Raw genomic sequence first — 16,402 nt, 5'->3', positions numbered from 1 at the left:
GAGTGCCTCCGCTTATATCAATTACGCCCCGGCGCAAATGCTAGCTTGATATTATTTTATTACATTATGAATATTTAATCTACTTTTTGTTTAAATATACAATATCTCGTCATAAATAAGCCTCGCTATCATCATTAGCGAGGCTTGGAGGGTGTGACAAGGTAAGGTATCATTCTAAAAATGATCCTTTCATGCATGTCATACCCTTCCTTGCCTCTCTGGACAATCTTTAAAAGGTATTTCTTTTATTCTTCTGTTTCGTAAATATCTTTTTCTGTTACTTCACGACCTGGCAATACGAGGTTCAAGATGACACCGATAATCGATGCTAATGCCATTCCTTCAATCGCAAAGCTTTCCGTAAAGCGCATTGCCGCCCCGCCAATTCCAACTACTAATATTACCGATGCAATGACCATGTTACGGTTATTTCCGAAGTCTACTTTGCTCTCCACTAACATACGTAAGCCACTTGCTGCAATAATCCCGAATAACAGGATTGAAATACCGCCAAGTACTGCTGTCGGGATTGTTTCAATCAGTGCCATCAGCTGACCCGAAAATGATACGACAATGGCCACAACTGCTGCTCCTAAAATTACATACACTGAATATACACGTGTGATAGCAAGAACCCCGATGTTTTCGCCGTATGTTGTTTTTGGGGGACCGCCGATCAAAGCTGAAGCAAATGTTCCAAGGCCATCACCTAACAGCGAACGATGTAAGCCCGGGTCTTTAATGAAGTTGCGGTTTACAACTTTCCCTAATACTAGCTGGTGGCCGATATGTTCTGAAATCGTCACAATGACAATCGGCACCATTCCGATAAAAATTGCGCCGGTAAGTTGGAAGTCATAGTGTACACCAGGGATTAAAAAGTCCGGCAATGCGAAGAACTTTGCATTTTTGACAGCTGTGAAGTCAACGATTCCGATGATGACCGAATAAATATAACCAACGATAATCCCCATTAAAATTGGCATTGCACTTAAAATGTTTTTAAAGAATACTGTGAAAATAATCGCAGTAGCTAACGTTACCAATGCCGCCGAGAAGTGAAGGCCGCTATATTCGCCGTCTACATTCATCGCCATATCGACTGCCGTGCCAGATAACCCTAATCCGATAACGATAATTACTGGTGCAACGACGATTGGCGGTAAAATATTCATCAGCCATTTGTAGCCTGTTTTCCAGATTAATAATGCTACGATTGCGTATACAACACCGACCATCATAGCCCCGATCATTGCATTTCCAGGGTTGATCGCAACACCTGCTTCCGATAAGCCTGCTACTAATATAATCGGAGAGATAAAGGCAAATGATGAACCTAAGTAAGCCGGTACTTTAAACTGTGTAATGATCAAAAAGATAATTGTCGCAATTCCGCTTGTTAAAAGTGCAATGGATGGGCTTAACCCGACTAATTTTGGTACTAAAATTGTTGATCCGAACATGGCAAACATGTGCTGGAAACTAAATGTAATCAGCTGCCCTACTGTAGGTTTTTCATGAATATCCAATACTGCTTTTGTCATGATGTTCTCTCCCTGTATTCACTTATTCCTCAAATTTATGAATTGTTACAATATCTTCTTTGTCTGTTTCTACGAGATTAACGACAATGCGTTCAGCGCTTGATGTCGGGATATTTTTCCCTACATAGTCAGCACGTATCGGCAATTCACGGTGGCCCCGGTCAACGAGAACCCCAAGCTGGATTTGCGCCGGTCTCCCTAAGTCCATAATGGCATCCAATGCTGCACGTACTGTTCTTCCTGTATAAAGAACATCATCGATCAGCACAACTTTCTGTTCCTTTACTTCGTGCTCAATATCAACTTGCTTAACCTGTGCCTGCTCGTGCTTAGGTGTTAAATCATCTCGGTACAATGTAATATCAAGCTCTCCTGTGCGAATCGCTTTTCCTTCAATCGATTCGATTCTTTCCGCAAGCCGTCTTGCCAAATAGGCACCGCGTGTTTTAATCCCGACTAAAATCACTTCATCAATGCCTTTGTTACGTTCAATAATTTCGTGTGCAATTCGTGTAATCGCACGGTTCATCGATGGGCCATCAAGTAATACTGTAAAATTTTCCATGGTGCTGCTCCTTTCGTTTTTTCCATGTTCACTGGGTATGATCAATGTAAATTTCAAACAAAAAACCCTCTAGAAAGTTCTAGAGGGTTTGAAAAGTCATGTTGAAAAACTGCACACGGGTATTTTTGCGCACAAAAATTCCGTTGCTTCACATTATCCCTTCTCAGCCTCTCTGGACTGCCATTAAAGGTGAACAATATTCAGATTGATTTGATTTGCTGTGACTACCTGCTTGCTCTCGTCAAGTTCTGTAGTTCACTGTTGTCAGTATAGGCTTGATTATTTAATAAGTCAACTAACTTAGTGAAGGTCAGACAACTGAAATTTAATGTTTGAAAAGTGTGAATTTTATTTTATATTTGGTATTGGTAGTGATTTTCTAATAAGTGTGCTGTATTTTCTAATATATTCTTAAATCTTCTAATAAAAGCTGTATCTTCTAATATATTGGCGCATTGTTCAAATAAGTATGCGTGATTTTCTAATATAGCTCCCCAATGTGCTAATATGTACTGAGTATTTTCTAATATCCTCTTCAAATGTTCTAATAAAATTAATTTTAGCTCCTCGAAAGCCTCTGCATGCAAAAGATAATGTCTCAATTCGAACCAATTTCCACCCGTTTTCTAATAAAAGCTCTTCACCTTCTAATATCGCCGCACTATTTTCTAATATCCTCTTCAATAGTTCTAATAAAGCCGACCACAAACCTTTCCTAACTAAAAAACAGCCGACCCCTATATAAGGAGCCGGCTGTTCAAAATTATCCGCGTAATTCTTCTATTAATTGTTTGAAATCTTCCGGTAGCGGTGATTCAAACTCTAAATATTCTTTCGTTACAGGGTGGATAAATCCTAATACACCTGCATGTAATACTTGGCCACCGAAATCGATTGTTTTTCTTGGACCGTATTTCGGATCTCCTGCTAACGGGAAACCGATATAGTTCATATGCACACGAATTTGGTGTGTACGGCCTGTTTCAAGACGGCACTCCACTAAAGTAAACTCACCGAAACGCTCGATCACTTGGAAATGTGTAACCGCATGCTTGCCTTTATCGACAACTGCCTGCTTTTGACGGTCTTTCTGGTCACGGCCGATTGGAGCATCAATTGTTCCTTTTTCATGCGCAATATGACCATGTACTAAAGCCGTATACTTACGTGTTACCGATTTTTCAACAAGCTGATTAACAAGACTTTCATGGGCAACATCATTTTTTGCAACCATTAATAAACCGGACGTATCCTTATCAATACGGTGTACAATACCTGGACGTGCCACACCGTTAATGCCGGATAAGTCTTTGCAATGATGCATCAAACCATTTACTAATGTGCCGGTTGCATGGCCTGGTGCCGGGTGAACAACCATTCCGCGCGGTTTATTCACAACTAAAACGTCCGCATCTTCGTAAACGATTTCCAAATTTAAATCCTCTGGAATGATTTCCAAATCTTCTACTTCCGGAACCGTTACTTCAATAACGTCGCCTTGCTTCACTTTATATTTTGCTTTTACGGCTGCACCGTTAACTAAAATACGTTCTTCATCCAGCCAGTTACTAATTTGCGAACGTGACCAAGATTCTTCCATTTGTGAAAGTGCCTTATCGATACGTTCCCCTGCAAATTCTTCTATTGTTAATGTGACTACTGTCATTATTTCACCTTTTTCTTATCCTTTTTTTCTTCTAGTATGATCGTAATGAAAAGCATTACAACAGCAATTGTCAAAGCTGCGTCCGCTATATTGAAGATCGGGAAATGATAATTGATTACCGGTATATAAACATCGACAAAATCAACTACTTCTCCACGGAATAATCGGTCAATAAAGTTACCAACCGCGCCACCTAATAACAGCATTAAGCTGGCATGAAAAAGTGGCTTCCCTTTTGCTTCTGTATGATTAAAATAAATAATGGCGATAATGACAGCAACTGTAACAACTGAGAACAACCACATTTGTCCTTCCAACATGCCCCATGCCGCACCACGGTTACGATGCGATAAAATGCCAAACCAAGGATCCCATACACTGATGCGTTCCCCTAATTCCATATTTTTAACAATGAGCCACTTTGTCCATTGATCCAAAATGACTGCAATTATTGCGATTCCGTAATATTTATACACAGCAAATCCTCCGTTTACGATATATCTTACCTATTTTAACATAATATCAGACCATCTGATATTTTTAATGTGTGAAAAGTGACAATAAAAGCAGCAGCTTCTACTTTTTAGGTGAAAGATCTACTTTTCATACTAAAGATTCTACTTTTGGTGATCAAGTTTCTACATTCTAATCCACATTAGCTAATAAAAGAGCGGCCACTACATTTCATTATGAAAAAGCCTGTTTAGTCACATTCAACTAAACAAGCTCAAAATCCTCTAAACCTTCAACCAAAAAATAATCGCAATCCTGCCATTGTCAATACTCCGGCAATGACTGTTTTCGATAAACTTTTTGTAAGTAAAGCAATAAATAACGTAGGAATAAACGCCATCACATTAAGCCAATGAACCGTAACGATCGCTGCTTCTTTCTCGAAGAAACCTTCAATTACAAGGGCAGACAATATACAAACAGGTATGTAGGCAAGCCATCGCAGCACGATTTTCGGCATCTTCATATTTTTCACTAATATAAACGGTAATATTCTAGGAATCCACGTTACTAGGGCGCAGCCTAAAATTAGGAATACCATCGCTACCGAGGTTGTCATTTTTCCAATGCCACCCCAATCGTTGCAACAATTACGGTTGATAACAGGACAGCTAAATGTCCGGGCATAAAGTAAAGCATCCCGTACATGCTGATAACCATAATGAGGATCAGTTTTATGTAATGCATTAATTTTTCTTTTGGAATGCTCGCAAGTGTCAGAACAAGCAGTGCGACAAACATTGCCACCAAAGCATAGTCCAATCCCCACTTTTCCGGGTCCGGCAGCCATTGCCCGATAACGCCGCCTATTGAGCATGCCGCAATCCAAGTCGTATACGCTGTAATGTTTAAACCGTCCATCCACTTCCCGCCAAGACGTCCTTCTTTTCCGGCACTAACGACGGAAACACCAAATGTTTCATCTGTCAGCAATGTCCCGAATCCGATATTACGCAGCGTGGAATACTTTGTGAAATACGGGGCAATAGTCAAAGACATAAGCAAGTGCCGTAAATTGACGATAAAAATGGTAGCAATGACCGCCGTTACAGGGGCACCGGCTAAATACAGGCCACAAAAGATAAACTGGGCGGATCCTGCATATACAAGTACCGAAAGTAAAAATACTTCCAATACCGAAATTCCCGAAGCAATTCCGACAACACCAAATGCAAGACCGATACTAATATAGCCGAGCAATGTCGGCACACAGTCTTTTACCCCCTGCAGAAACGTATCAGGAGTTAATGGCTTCTGTTCGATTCGTTCCAAAATGTACAACTCCTAAATAATTTATTTTTTCAAAAAATAAAAAAGGTATAAAGGAACGCCATTGCCAAAATGGCAATAGCGTTCCGGATTTTTATACGTAATAGTTTTCTACAACATCTGCACAACGTTTACATAATGTAGGGTGATTTTCGCTTGCGCCTACTGTTTCTGAAATTGTCCAGCAACGCTCACATTTTTCCCCATCAGCTTTTTCAACAACTAACGCTGTTTTATCAAGTACCAACGCTTCTGCAGGTGCATTTTCCTTACTGCCTGCGATAACGAATTGAGATACAATTGAAAGCTGTGCAAAATCGATGTTTGCATCATTCAATAGCTCGACTGTTTCACTATCTGCATAAACCGAAATTTTTGCTTCCAGTGATTTACCGATTGTTTTTGCATTACGCGCTTCTTCCAATGCTTTTAACACTTCATTGCGTACTGCGATTACTTTTACCCACTTCGTACGTAGTTCTGCAAAGTTTGCCTGTTCTACTACTTCAGGGAAATCTGTTAATTGGACAGATTGTGGCTTACCATCGAATTCGATGTAGCTCCATAACTCTTCAGTCGTATGTGGAATAATTGGCGTTAATAGTTTTACTAGTGCCATTAATGTATCATACATAACTGTTTGCATTGCACGACGGTCTTTATTATCTGTTCCTTCGATATATACAACATCCTTTGCGATATCCAAGTAGAAAGAAGAAAGCTCGATAGCTACAAAGTTATTTACAGTTGTGTATACAGTTGAGAAGTCATAACGGTCATAAGCTTCACGGATTGTTTTTACAACATCCTGTAAGCGCATGTACATATACTGATCCATTTCACGTAATTCTTCGTAAGCTACACGGTCAGTTGTTTCGTTAAAGTCAGTCACATTTCCGTGCAGGAAGCGCAATGTATTACGCACTTTACGGTATGTTTCAGAAACTTGCTTCAACATATCCATTGAAATACGAACATCGCCTGTATAGTCGACAGATGCTACCCACATACGAATGATGTCGGCACCGTATTGGTTCATTACTTTAATCGGGTCAATCGTGTTGCCAAGTGATTTAGACATTTTGCGTCCTTCACCGTCCAATACGAAACCATGTGTTAATAAACCTTTATATGGTGCATGCCCATTAATTGCAACAGATGTAATTAATGATGAGTTGAACCAGCCGCGGTGTTGGTCAGATCCTTCAAGATAAAGGTCAGCAGGATATTTCAGTCCGCGCTCTACAAGCACACCTTGGTGAGATGATCCTGAGTCGAACCAAACGTCCATAATGTCGTTCTCTTTAGTAAACTTGCCGTTCGGGCTACCTTCATGTGTAAAGCCTTCTGGAAGCAAGTCTTTCGCTTCACGCTGGAACCAAATATTTGAACCGTGTTCACGGAACAATTTTGAAATATGTGCGATTGTTTCTGGTGTGATGATCGGTGTTTCATCTTCCGCATAGAAAATCGGAATTGGCACACCCCATGCACGCTGACGAGAAATTACCCAGTCACCGCGGTCACGGATCATATTGTAAAGACGAGTTTCGCCCCATGCCGGTGTAAATTCTGTCGCTTTTACGGCATCTAATAATTCATTTCGGAACATTTCAACAGATGCAAACCATTGTGGTGTTGCACGGTAAATTACCGGTTTTTTCGTACGCCAGTCATGCGGGTATGAGTGTGTAAATTTAGAAACATGCAATAATGCATTTTCTTCTTTTAATTTTTCAATAACAACCGGATTTGCCTTTTCGTAGAATAATCCTTCAAAACCAGGTGCTTCATTTGTATAGCAGCCACCGTTATCTACTGGTGATAAAATGTCAAGGCCATAGCGTTTCCCGATCTGATAGTCGTCTTCACCGTGGCCCGGCGCTGTGTGTACACAACCCGTACCAGCTTCAGCAGTTACGTGGTCACCAACCATTACTAATGAATCACGTTTGTAAATAGGATGTTCTGCAACGATCATATCAAGTTGTTCACCTTGTACTTCCTGAACGATTTGAACATCTTCCCAACCAAATGTTGCTGATAACTTTTCAAGTAAATCTTTTGCTACGATATATTTGCTGCCGTTTGTTTCAACGACAACATAAGTGAATTCAGGGTTAACTGAAATCCCTAAGTTTGCTGGAATTGTCCATGGCGTTGTTGTCCAGATAACAAATTTAGCATCTGCCGGTACTACGCCTTTGCTGTCTTTAATGCCGAATGCAACATAAATTGAATACGATTCAACATCTTTATACTCGATTTCCGCTTCTGCCAATGCAGATTCAGAAGACGGTGACCAATAGACTGGTTTTAAGCCTTTATAAATATAGCCTTTCTCTGCCATTTTCCCGAATACTTCGATTTGACGTGCTTCGAATTCAGGTTTTAATGTAATATATGGATTTGCCCAGTCACCACGTACACCTAGACGACGGAATTGGCTTTTTTGGTTTTCAATTTGTTCATAAGCATATTTCTCACAAAGTTCACGGAATTCTGCAACCGACATTTCTTTGCGTTTAACACCTTTATTTGTCAGTGCCTGCTCGATTGGTAAACCGTGTGTATCCCAACCTGGAATATAAGGTACATGGAATCCTGACATTGATTTTTGGCGGTTAATCATATCTTTGATAACTTTGTTTAATGCGTGACCGATATGGATGTCTCCGTTTGCATATGGAGGGCCATCATGCAACAAGTAGTGAGGACGATCTTTTGTACGCTCCAGTACTAGCTTATTGATATCCATTTCATCCCATTGTGCTTGAACTTGCGGTTCCTTTGTTGGTAAACCGCCGCGCATAGGGAAGTCGGTTTTCGGCATTAATAATGTGTCTTTATACTCTACCATTGTAAATTCCTCCTAGTGATCTTATCGAGTGTTGATTTCCATTCCGGGACGGACGCTTTCCGCGGGCGTGGCCTGAGCCTGTAGTCTCAGGCGTCACGCTATTCCCGCTGGAGTCGCCTCCCCTCCATTCCAATCAACGTTTCAGCAAAAATGACCGCGTTTCATCGATTGTCATGCTTTTAATGCTCCAATAGGGGTTTAGGAACTTTTAAACAAAAAAGCCCCTCCATCCCTGTAAAAAGGGACGAGGAGCATTAGTCTCGTGGTACCACCCTAAATTCGCTAAATAAAATTAGCCTCATTAGACACTGTAACGTCGTGTGCTACGAAATAACTTACTTGAATTTCAGTTATTTAGCTCAGGAGTGATTTTCGATTTAACTTGCTTCGTTCGAGCTCTCACCATCCTCGAATCGCTACCCCACAATGTCAAATTTACTGTCTCCGTCAAAGCATGATGCAAGTGCATCCTATTCATTATTTTTCAGTATATGAAAAGGCTGTATATAATGTCAAGTATCGTTGACTAATACACGGCATTTTCGTCATTTTGGTTCTCTTCATTGGTTTCTTTACGATTGTGGTCCTGAATTTCCGTTAAGTCCACATCATATTCCAGTAACTGATCCCAATCGCCTGTATTCAGTAAATCAAGCTGTGCTTCCACCAACATTTTAAATCTGTTGCGGAATACTTTCGACTGTTTTTTCAATTCGTCAATTTCAATCGTTATTTTTCTTGCTTTTGCCAATGCGTCATTTACAATACGATCTGCATTTTTTTCAGCTTCTTTAACGATGAGCTTTGCTTCTTTTTCGGAATTGCGACGAACTTCGCCAGCTGCCTCTTGAGCAACAACAATTGATTTCTGTAATGTGTCTTCCAATGAATTGTAATGATTCATCTGTTCTGACATCATCTTAATCTTTTCTTCAAGCTCTTTTTTCTCGCGTAAAACAATCTCATAATCTTTTATAATCTGATCTAAAAATTCATTTACTTCGTCTTCTGCATATCCACGGAACCCACGTGTAAACTCCTTATTATGTATATCAAGAGGTGATAATGGCATATCGTTCTACTCTCCTTTTTTACGTACATTCTTACAAGTATTATAAACGTTTCTTTTGGGAATAACATCATGTTTTCCTAAAAAACAGTTGAAAATTATACTTTTTGCTCTAAACGACCTACTTGTAATCGAATCTTATCTTTTTTTGTCCGCCCTTCTGTCAGGATGACTTTCAACCGCCCGTATCCTCGTGCAGAAATAATGTCGCCCTCCTGCAATTCAAACGCCACTGCTTCCCTGACAGTCCAGTTAACTTTTACTTTTCCGGCATTGATTAAGCTTTGTGATTTTTGACGGGAGATATTGACGATTGTCGCTAAGACGACATCCAGGCGCATTGAAGAAACGGTATGAGAGCTTTCGACCCATTGCTCCTCGTTTTGGATATATGGTGTAGTCGGATCCATTTCCTCAGCACTTACCTTTACTTTGCCGATACTCGTTAAATTCGCCCGCACATAATCCGAGATTTCCGATGCAATTGCAAATTGAACCGTATTATCGGCAAGTCGTATATCCCCAAACTTGCTGCGGTCTAGCCCAATCGATAATAATGCACCTAAAACATCCGGATGGCGCAGCTGGACAAATTTTGTCGGGTAATTCAATGAATACACGGCAATTTGAAAATCGGCTTGTGCCGGCTCGTAATAGGAAGGGGCAATGAGCATGCGTTTGCGCTCTGCCTCTTCAAATATCCCTTCTGTGAATACATGGAGGTCATCTGATTGCTGAACAATGGACTCTACAATAAAACGCTGTCTCGGATCTAAAAAATCGGTCAATTTTGGAGCATAGCGATCTTCTACCTCACGTTGCCATCCAATGACTTGTTCAATAAAAGGTTGTTCATCTTTACGAAAATGTTGGATTAAATGCTCCATCACAATTCCTACTTTCTTCTAAACTGTGTTACTAATTTCTCCATATTTCAATTAAATTAAACTTTTATTTTATGTATAAATAACCTGCATTTTAATGCTGTTACACATACAGGTCCATTAATTATTAATAACCTTAATTCATAACAACTAAACAAACGTAAATAAAGAAAACTCCTACATTTGCAGGAGTTCAATTAGATTATAAGAAAAATGCTAGGACGCTATAGACGCCTCGCTCGATAAATACTAACGCGAATAATCCGACAATTGGTGAAATATCAATCATACCAATTGGTGGAATGAACTTACGGAAGAATCCTAAATACGGTTCACATACTGTTTCCAGGAAACGACCAACAGCCGATTCTTGCAGTGCCGGAACCCAAGACATTAATATGTATCCAATCAGCATAAAACGGTAAACAAGAAATGCTGTTGATACAATTGAAAATAGAATCATGTTTTTACCTCACAAAATTTAATTACTCGAACGTTAAATTAGAAATTTCTCCTGATACTTCTACATTTTCTGGTGTACATAAGAAAATATCATTTCCAATACGCTGAATATCTCCACCTAAAGCATACACTGTTCCGCTCAAAAAATCGATTATTCGCTTCCCTTGATCTCGGTCGATACGCTGTAAATTGACAACGGTAGCACGTTTATTTTTTAAATGTTCAGCGATATCCTGTGCTTCTGCATATACACGTGGTTCTAATAACACTAATTTTGAATTCTTCGATGAAGACGCAGCTTGAAGGCTCACAACATTGTTATGATTTTGCATCACGACTTCATTGCGTGGTGGTTGCTGTTGCATTTTACGCTCCTTCTTCATTCGATTTTGAATGAGTTGTGGTTGCTGCTTTTGTCCATAATCCTGGTAAAATTGCTGTGGTTCATTTTGAACTGCTTTTGGTGCTTGTTTTTGCGCTGTTTGCGTTTGGGCAGGAGCATATTCTTCTTCTATTTCTTCTAAATAAAAGAACTTGTCAAAAATATTTTTAATGCTCATATTAATCCTCCTTAACCAACAAGAGCTGTTCCAATTCTAACAAATGTTGCCCCTTCTTCAACTGCAATTTCGTAGTCATTTGACATGCCCATCGATAATTCAGTACAAGGTACATTTGGAATATTCAATTGTGACACTTCTTGTTGCAATTGTTTTAACTGTTTAAACACTTGTCTAATCATCGTTTCATCTTCTGTAAAAGGAGCCATTGTCATTAAACCTACTACTTCAATTTTTGGAAAATGCTCAAGCTGCTTTACAAAATCAAGCGCTTGTTCTCTCGTTAAGCCATGTTTTGATTCTTCACCGGAAACATTTACTTGTACGAAACATTTCACTCGTTTTGTTGCTCTTTTTTCAATTTCTTCTGCCAGGCTTAATCGATCAAGAGAATGTAAATAGTCAATCTGATCAATTACTTGCTTTACTTTTCTCGTCTGTAATGAACCAATATAATGCCAGGAAACAGCCGAGTTAATCGAATCTAGCTTATTTAATAAACCTTCCGGACGATTTTCTCCTAAATGGATGAGACCCGCCTCTATTGCCTCTTCTGTCCGGTTAACATCTACTTCTTTTGTCACAGCAATAATTTCGACTGTCTGTTGTGCATTAACACGTTGTTTTGCAATTTCTATTTGATGTTGAATCTGTTTTAAGTTTTCTATGATTTTCGTCACTTTTTTCCCAACTTTACAACAATAGTTTCTCTCATTGTATCAAGTGATAGTTTAATTTTCAATGAATAGCGTGAACTATTCATCCGGTGACTTCACTAAGATGACATCTTTTCCGACTGTAAGTATATTACTAAAGTGAATTTTCTTAACTAATTCTTCCCCTTGAAATAAGTGGTAAAACTTTTTGGGCGGGGAAATTATAAATGCAGTAATGGCACCTTCTTTTTCGTCCACTTCCGCATCTACAATATAACCGATAAATTTTCCGCTTGTCGCCTCAATGATTTCCTTTTCCTGAACGGATGAAAACCGCATTCCTCCATCCTCTCTGTATTATTTAATTACAATTACCTCATTATAAGTATTTAAACATCATGAAATTATGATGAAAGGGACAGCCCTACGTGTTGGACAGTCCCTCAGAATTTCTATCTATTTAACGGAAATCCCGTTTCATCAATTCTACCGCACTCTTTTCCAATCTTGATATCTGAGCCTGTGAAATTCCTAAAGACTGAGCAATTTCCGTTTGAGTTTCACCTAGGAAAAAGCGCTTTTCTATAATCATTTTTTGTCTGCTATTTAGCTTTTTCATACTCTCTTGCAATGAAATCGAGCCGACCCAATGCTCTTCTGTTACTTTATCTTTAATTTGGTCAATCATAAAGATTGCATCGCCACCATCGGAATAGATCGGTTCCTGCAGTGACATCGGGTCTTGAATTGCATCAAGTGCAAACAATACATCCTCTTTTTTCATCTCTATTGCCTGTGCCAATTGTTCGATTGTGGGTTCTGTTAAATGTTCCGCAATAAATTGCTCCTTCGCTTTCATCGCTTTATATGCAATATCACGCAATGAACGAGACACACGCAATGCATGATGATCGCGCAGGTGGCGGCGGATTTCTCCCATAATCATCGGTACAGCATATGTTGAAAATCGAACATTATGCTTTAAATCAAAATTATCAATCGCTTTTAATAAACCAATACATCCTACTTGGAATAAATCATCTGCCTGTTCGCCACGATAGGCATAACGGCCGACAATACTCAGCACTAATCGTAAATTGCAGAAAACTAACTGCTCTCGAACAATCCATTCTCCTTGCTGTAATCGTATAAATAAATCTTTCATTTCATCTGGCTTCAGTACTGGTAATGTAGATGTATCCACACCACATAATTCGACTTTTGTACGCATCCAACTTCACCTTCCGAACTAGATTGTCTTTTGTCTTTTCAATCATTTTGTCCGAAATGGTCATCGCTATGCGCGCCAAATTTAACCATCTTATGCAATTGGTTCGTTCAAGAATTCACGTAAATCCATAATAATTTTTTTCTCCAATCTTGAAATATAAGATTGTGAAATACCTAAATGGTCCGCTACTTCCTTTTGAGTCATTTCTTCTTTTCCGTTTAGACCAAAACGACATTCCATAATATATTTTTCACGAGGTGTCAGCTGATTAATGGCATTAAACATATGCTGACGTTCAATTTTACGTTCCACATCAAGTGTTATTATATGTTCTTCTGTCCCTAATATGTCTGAAAGCAATAGTTCATTGCCATCTGCATCCGCATTTAACGGTTCATCAAAGGAAACCTCGCCTTTCATGCGGCTCGTCTTTCGTAAATGCATCAGTATTTCATTTTCAATACAGCGTGATGCATATGTCGCTAATTTAATGTTTTTATCCAAATTGAATGTTTCAATCGCTTTAATAAGGCCAATTGAACCGATGCTGATTAAATCCTCAATCGGCGTGCTTGTATTATCAAAACGTCTTGCAATATAAACGACTAAACGTAAATTTCTTTCAATTAACATATCTCTGGCATGCAAGTCACCATTCATAAATGCTTCGACTACGACAACTTCTTCTTCTCTAGTTAATGGAATAGGCAATGAATCATGTCCCCCTATATAGTATGTCCCTTTTTTTCTTCTAAAGTAGCTTAGTATGTTTACAATTATCGATTGAATTTTTTTAAGCAATATCGATCCTCCCTTATGAATTCGTTAGGACAAACACATGTGCAATCATTTGTGCATTTTGCGGAAATCGCGCATCATTTTTCGTAAATACAACATAGTGATTTGGATACGTCTTGTTCTGAATGACAATTGTGGCACGAAAGGCCGGTACGAGTAATGTGCCTTTTTGGACCGTTGTAATAGGAACAATCCGTATTCTTTTCTGTATTTCCTTTGAAAACATTGTCAATGAGTAAGGCTCCTGCTCATTCCATTTGAGCAGACATTCACTAAATTCATCTGGTAACATCGATTGAACTGATTTAAACGATATAAAATGGACCGGTGCCTGACTCAAAGGTTCAGTAGCTTCATTTCCGGTATCGATATATGTTACGAGTTCCATTTGATGTTCAAATAGTTCTACTTTGCTTGTCGTTACATAACGACTTTGTGCAACATTCTGCAGTTTTTGAAACCAGCCTTGTTTCATCACTGTCAAACTAATACATACTATGCCGAAACATATAAAAATATAAACGAAAAACGGAGATGCAAGCAAAAATGGTTGTATTGCTGTTATTAATCCACCTGCGAGCAAAGTAGCGACTACAATCCACTTCCCTTGTTCGCGAAAAATTTTCCATTTAAATGAAAAGGCAATCCCTAGTAGTACGATGAAACTTACAAGCAACATGAATATGTTTCCTATAAATAACACAGCGATCAGCGCACTACAAAAGGCACCTAATAGTAATCTCCAAATTGGAATGATGGTATATGTTATAGTTGCGGTAAATTTTAGTAGTACGAGATTCATTAAAAAGTTCATTAAAAGAATCCACTCTGCATACATGTATTGTCCTCCTGTAAATAAGATTATCAAAGCTCCCTAGAGATTTTTGTCTAACCGTTGCATAAATTTGGAAGAATCGTATGACATATAGTTACGCTATTCAAATCCAATCGACAAAAAGTTGGTGGCAGGAAAGTTAAGGTGTAACAAGGGGATATGAGGAAGTTCCGATAAGATGCACAAAATTTATTCAGCTCTTTTCACTCCAATACATGCACAAAGCAACACATTTCTTAAGAATCTCTTACACTAAAAAAAAACGATTATTCACATAAAAATGTAAATAATCGTTTTTCATATTATGAAAACTTGTACTATTAGCGATTGCGACGGTTGCGTAAAAATGTCGGAATATCCAATGCATCGTCCTGCTGATAGTTTGTTTGTTGTGTTTGACGTGGCGCTTCTTGCTGCACTGGATCTTGTGAACGTACAGGCTGCTGTTGTTGCTGTTGAGTTGAGCTTGTTGCAGCTTGTTGACGAGCACCGATTGATGGACGTACAGGCTGTGGCTTTTGAATAATAAAGTCATCCGAGAAACCTGTTGCAATTACCGTTACGATAATTTCATCATTTAAGTTATCGTTAATTACCGAACCGAAGATCATATTTACTTCTTCATCTGAAGCAAGCTGTACAATATCGGCCGCTTCCTGAACTTCAAATAAACTTAAGTTCGTTCCGCCTGTAATGTTCATAATAACACCTTTTGCTCCATCGATAGATGTTTCCAGTAATGGAGAAGAAATTGCCTTTTTAGCTGCTTCTACTGCACGGTTTTCACCTGCTGCAATCCCGATACCCATTAATGCCGAACCTTTATCAGACATAATTGTTTTTACATCGGCAAAGTCCAGGTTAATTAAACCAGGTGTTGCAATTAAGTCAGATATACCTTGTACACCTTGACGCAATACATTGTCGGCTTCACGGAACGCTTCAAGCATCGGTGTTGATTTATCTACAATTTGCAGTAACTTATCATTTGGAATAACGATTAAAGTATCAACCGCTTCCTTCATTGAAGTAATACCGCCGATTGCCTGAGTTTGACGTTTACGGCCTTCAAATGTAAACGGACGTGTTACAACACCTACTGTCAATGCACCTAAATCACGTGCGATTGAAGCGATTACCGGTGCTGCACCTGTACCAGTACCACCGCCCATACCGGCAGTTACGAATACCATATCGGCACCACGTAATACTTCTTCCAATTGTTCGCGACTTTCTTCAGCAGCTTTTTTTCCTACTTCAGGGTTTGCACCTGCACCAAGTCCACGTGTTAATTTACCGCCAATTTGTAGTTTATATTCAGCTTTTGATAGATTTAAAGCTTGCGCATCTGTATTAACAGCGATAAAGTCTACACCTTGTACACCATGTTCAATCATACGGTTTACGGCATTGTTACCGCCTCCGCCAACGCCGATTACTTTAATAACGGCTAATTGTTCAACATCCGTTTCAAATTCTAACATCTCTTC

At 39.1% G+C, this 16,402-nt stretch carries 17 protein-coding genes and 1 other annotated feature; all 17 genes read right to left on the bottom strand.

Features of this window, described 5'->3' with window-relative positions:
- Positions 1 to 245 precede the first annotated feature (245 nt).
- Entirely contained in the window at positions 246 to 1,544 is a 1,299-nt protein-coding gene (locus MHB58_RS04685; RefSeq protein WP_008403372.1) for a solute carrier family 23 protein, read from the bottom strand.
- A gap of 22 nt (positions 1,545 to 1,566) precedes the next feature.
- A complete protein-coding gene (pyrR, locus tag MHB58_RS04680; RefSeq protein WP_269454588.1) occupies positions 1,567 to 2,148 on the bottom strand; it encodes a bifunctional pyr operon transcriptional regulator/uracil phosphoribosyltransferase PyrR in 582 nt (193 codons plus the stop codon).
- A gap of 724 nt (positions 2,149 to 2,872) precedes the next feature.
- Complete coding sequence (locus MHB58_RS04675; protein WP_008403374.1) at positions 2,873 to 3,775, bottom strand: RluA family pseudouridine synthase; 903 nt, start codon at positions 3,773 to 3,775, stop codon at positions 2,873 to 2,875.
- Positions 3,775 to 4,251: a signal peptidase II gene (gene lspA / locus MHB58_RS04670; RefSeq protein WP_014824535.1), complete on the bottom strand. Its 477-nt coding sequence runs from the start codon at positions 4,249 to 4,251 to the stop codon at positions 3,775 to 3,777. The genes MHB58_RS04675 and lspA overlap by 1 nt, the downstream gene beginning before the upstream one ends.
- Positions 4,252 to 4,520: 269 nt before the next feature.
- A complete protein-coding gene (locus MHB58_RS04665; RefSeq protein WP_014824536.1) occupies positions 4,521 to 4,847 on the bottom strand; it encodes an AzlD domain-containing protein in 327 nt (108 codons plus the stop codon).
- A complete protein-coding gene (locus MHB58_RS04660) occupies positions 4,844 to 5,560 on the bottom strand; it encodes an AzlC family ABC transporter permease (RefSeq protein ID WP_014824537.1) in 717 nt (238 codons plus the stop codon). Before MHB58_RS04660 ends, MHB58_RS04665 begins: the two co-directional genes overlap by 4 nt.
- 91 nt (positions 5,561 to 5,651) lie before the next feature.
- On the bottom strand, positions 5,652 to 8,417 hold the full coding sequence (gene ileS, locus MHB58_RS04655) for an isoleucine--tRNA ligase (RefSeq protein WP_014824538.1): 2,766 nt from the start codon (positions 8,415 to 8,417) through the stop codon (positions 5,652 to 5,654).
- A gap of 237 nt (positions 8,418 to 8,654) precedes the next feature.
- Positions 8,655 to 8,877 (bottom strand) — a binding site (T-box leader).
- Positions 8,878 to 8,943: 66 nt separating this feature from the next.
- On the bottom strand, positions 8,944 to 9,489 hold the full coding sequence (locus MHB58_RS04650) for a DivIVA domain-containing protein (RefSeq protein WP_008403380.1): 546 nt from the start codon (positions 9,487 to 9,489) through the stop codon (positions 8,944 to 8,946).
- Between the two features lie 95 nt (positions 9,490 to 9,584).
- Positions 9,585 to 10,373 (bottom strand): YlmH family RNA-binding protein, encoded by a 789-nt coding sequence (locus MHB58_RS04645; RefSeq protein ID WP_340734776.1) that lies wholly within the window; start codon positions 10,371 to 10,373, stop codon positions 9,585 to 9,587.
- Positions 10,374 to 10,572: 199 nt separating this feature from the next.
- A complete protein-coding gene (locus MHB58_RS04640) occupies positions 10,573 to 10,833 on the bottom strand; it encodes a YggT family protein (RefSeq protein WP_008403383.1) in 261 nt (86 codons plus the stop codon).
- A gap of 22 nt (positions 10,834 to 10,855) precedes the next feature.
- Positions 10,856 to 11,392, bottom strand: a complete 537-nt coding sequence (locus MHB58_RS04635; RefSeq protein ID WP_008403385.1) for a cell division protein SepF — start codon at positions 11,390 to 11,392, stop codon at positions 10,856 to 10,858.
- A gap of 11 nt (positions 11,393 to 11,403) precedes the next feature.
- Entirely contained in the window at positions 11,404 to 12,072 is a 669-nt protein-coding gene (locus MHB58_RS04630) for a YggS family pyridoxal phosphate-dependent enzyme (RefSeq protein WP_340734775.1), read from the bottom strand.
- Between the two features lie 75 nt (positions 12,073 to 12,147).
- The gene (locus tag MHB58_RS04625; RefSeq protein ID WP_008403387.1) at positions 12,148 to 12,387 is read right to left on the bottom strand and encodes a PRC-barrel domain-containing protein; all 240 of its coding nucleotides are present in this window, start codon (positions 12,385 to 12,387) and stop codon (positions 12,148 to 12,150) included.
- Between the two features lie 121 nt (positions 12,388 to 12,508).
- Positions 12,509 to 13,279: an RNA polymerase sporulation sigma factor SigG gene (gene sigG / locus MHB58_RS04620; RefSeq protein WP_008403388.1), complete on the bottom strand. Its 771-nt coding sequence runs from the start codon at positions 13,277 to 13,279 to the stop codon at positions 12,509 to 12,511.
- 90 nt (positions 13,280 to 13,369) lie between these two features.
- The gene (gene sigE / locus MHB58_RS04615) at positions 13,370 to 14,080 is read right to left on the bottom strand and encodes an RNA polymerase sporulation sigma factor SigE (RefSeq protein WP_008403389.1); all 711 of its coding nucleotides are present in this window, start codon (positions 14,078 to 14,080) and stop codon (positions 13,370 to 13,372) included.
- Between the two features lie 13 nt (positions 14,081 to 14,093).
- On the bottom strand, positions 14,094 to 14,915 hold the full coding sequence (locus MHB58_RS04610; RefSeq protein WP_008403390.1) for a sigma-E processing peptidase SpoIIGA: 822 nt from the start codon (positions 14,913 to 14,915) through the stop codon (positions 14,094 to 14,096).
- Positions 14,916 to 15,232: 317 nt separating this feature from the next.
- A complete protein-coding gene (gene ftsZ / locus MHB58_RS04605; RefSeq protein WP_008403391.1) occupies positions 15,233 to 16,396 on the bottom strand; it encodes a cell division protein FtsZ in 1,164 nt (387 codons plus the stop codon).
- Positions 16,397 to 16,402 lie beyond the last annotated feature (6 nt).

Source organism: Solibacillus sp. FSL K6-1554 (genome assembly GCF_038005185.1).
Classification (GTDB): domain Bacteria; phylum Bacillota; class Bacilli; order Bacillales_A; family Planococcaceae; genus Solibacillus; species Solibacillus silvestris.
This window is presented reverse-complemented; position numbering and strand designations above follow the sequence as displayed.

Excerpts from the sequence above, each read along its gene's own strand:
- MHB58_RS04675 (WP_008403374.1), bottom strand. The coding sequence starts at position 3,775 with ATGACAGTAGTCACATTAACAATAGAAGAATTTGCAGGGGAACGTATC.
- ftsZ (WP_008403391.1), bottom strand. The coding sequence starts at position 16,396 with ATGTTAGAATTTGAAACGGATGTTGAACAATTAGCCGTTATTAAAGTA.
- MHB58_RS04645 (WP_340734776.1), bottom strand. The coding sequence starts at position 10,373 with ATGGAGCATTTAATCCAACATTTTCGTAAAGATGAACAACCTTTTATT.
- MHB58_RS04665 (WP_014824536.1), bottom strand. The coding sequence starts at position 4,847 with ATGACAACCTCGGTAGCGATGGTATTCCTAATTTTAGGCTGCGCCCTA.
- sigG (WP_008403388.1), bottom strand. The coding sequence starts at position 13,279 with ATGCGTACAAAAGTCGAATTATGTGGTGTGGATACATCTACATTACCA.
- MHB58_RS04625 (WP_008403387.1), bottom strand. The coding sequence starts at position 12,387 with ATGCGGTTTTCATCCGTTCAGGAAAAGGAAATCATTGAGGCGACAAGC.
- MHB58_RS04610 (WP_008403390.1), bottom strand. The coding sequence starts at position 14,915 with ATGTATGCAGAGTGGATTCTTTTAATGAACTTTTTAATGAATCTCGTA.
- MHB58_RS04650 (WP_008403380.1), bottom strand. The coding sequence starts at position 9,489 with ATGCCATTATCACCTCTTGATATACATAATAAGGAGTTTACACGTGGG.
- ileS (WP_014824538.1), bottom strand. The coding sequence starts at position 8,417 with ATGGTAGAGTATAAAGACACATTATTAATGCCGAAAACCGACTTCCCT.
- MHB58_RS04685 (WP_008403372.1), bottom strand. The coding sequence starts at position 1,544 with ATGACAAAAGCAGTATTGGATATTCATGAAAAACCTACAGTAGGGCAG.
- MHB58_RS04640 (WP_008403383.1), bottom strand. The coding sequence starts at position 10,833 with ATGATTCTATTTTCAATTGTATCAACAGCATTTCTTGTTTACCGTTTT.
- MHB58_RS04635 (WP_008403385.1), bottom strand. The coding sequence starts at position 11,392 with ATGAGCATTAAAAATATTTTTGACAAGTTCTTTTATTTAGAAGAAATA.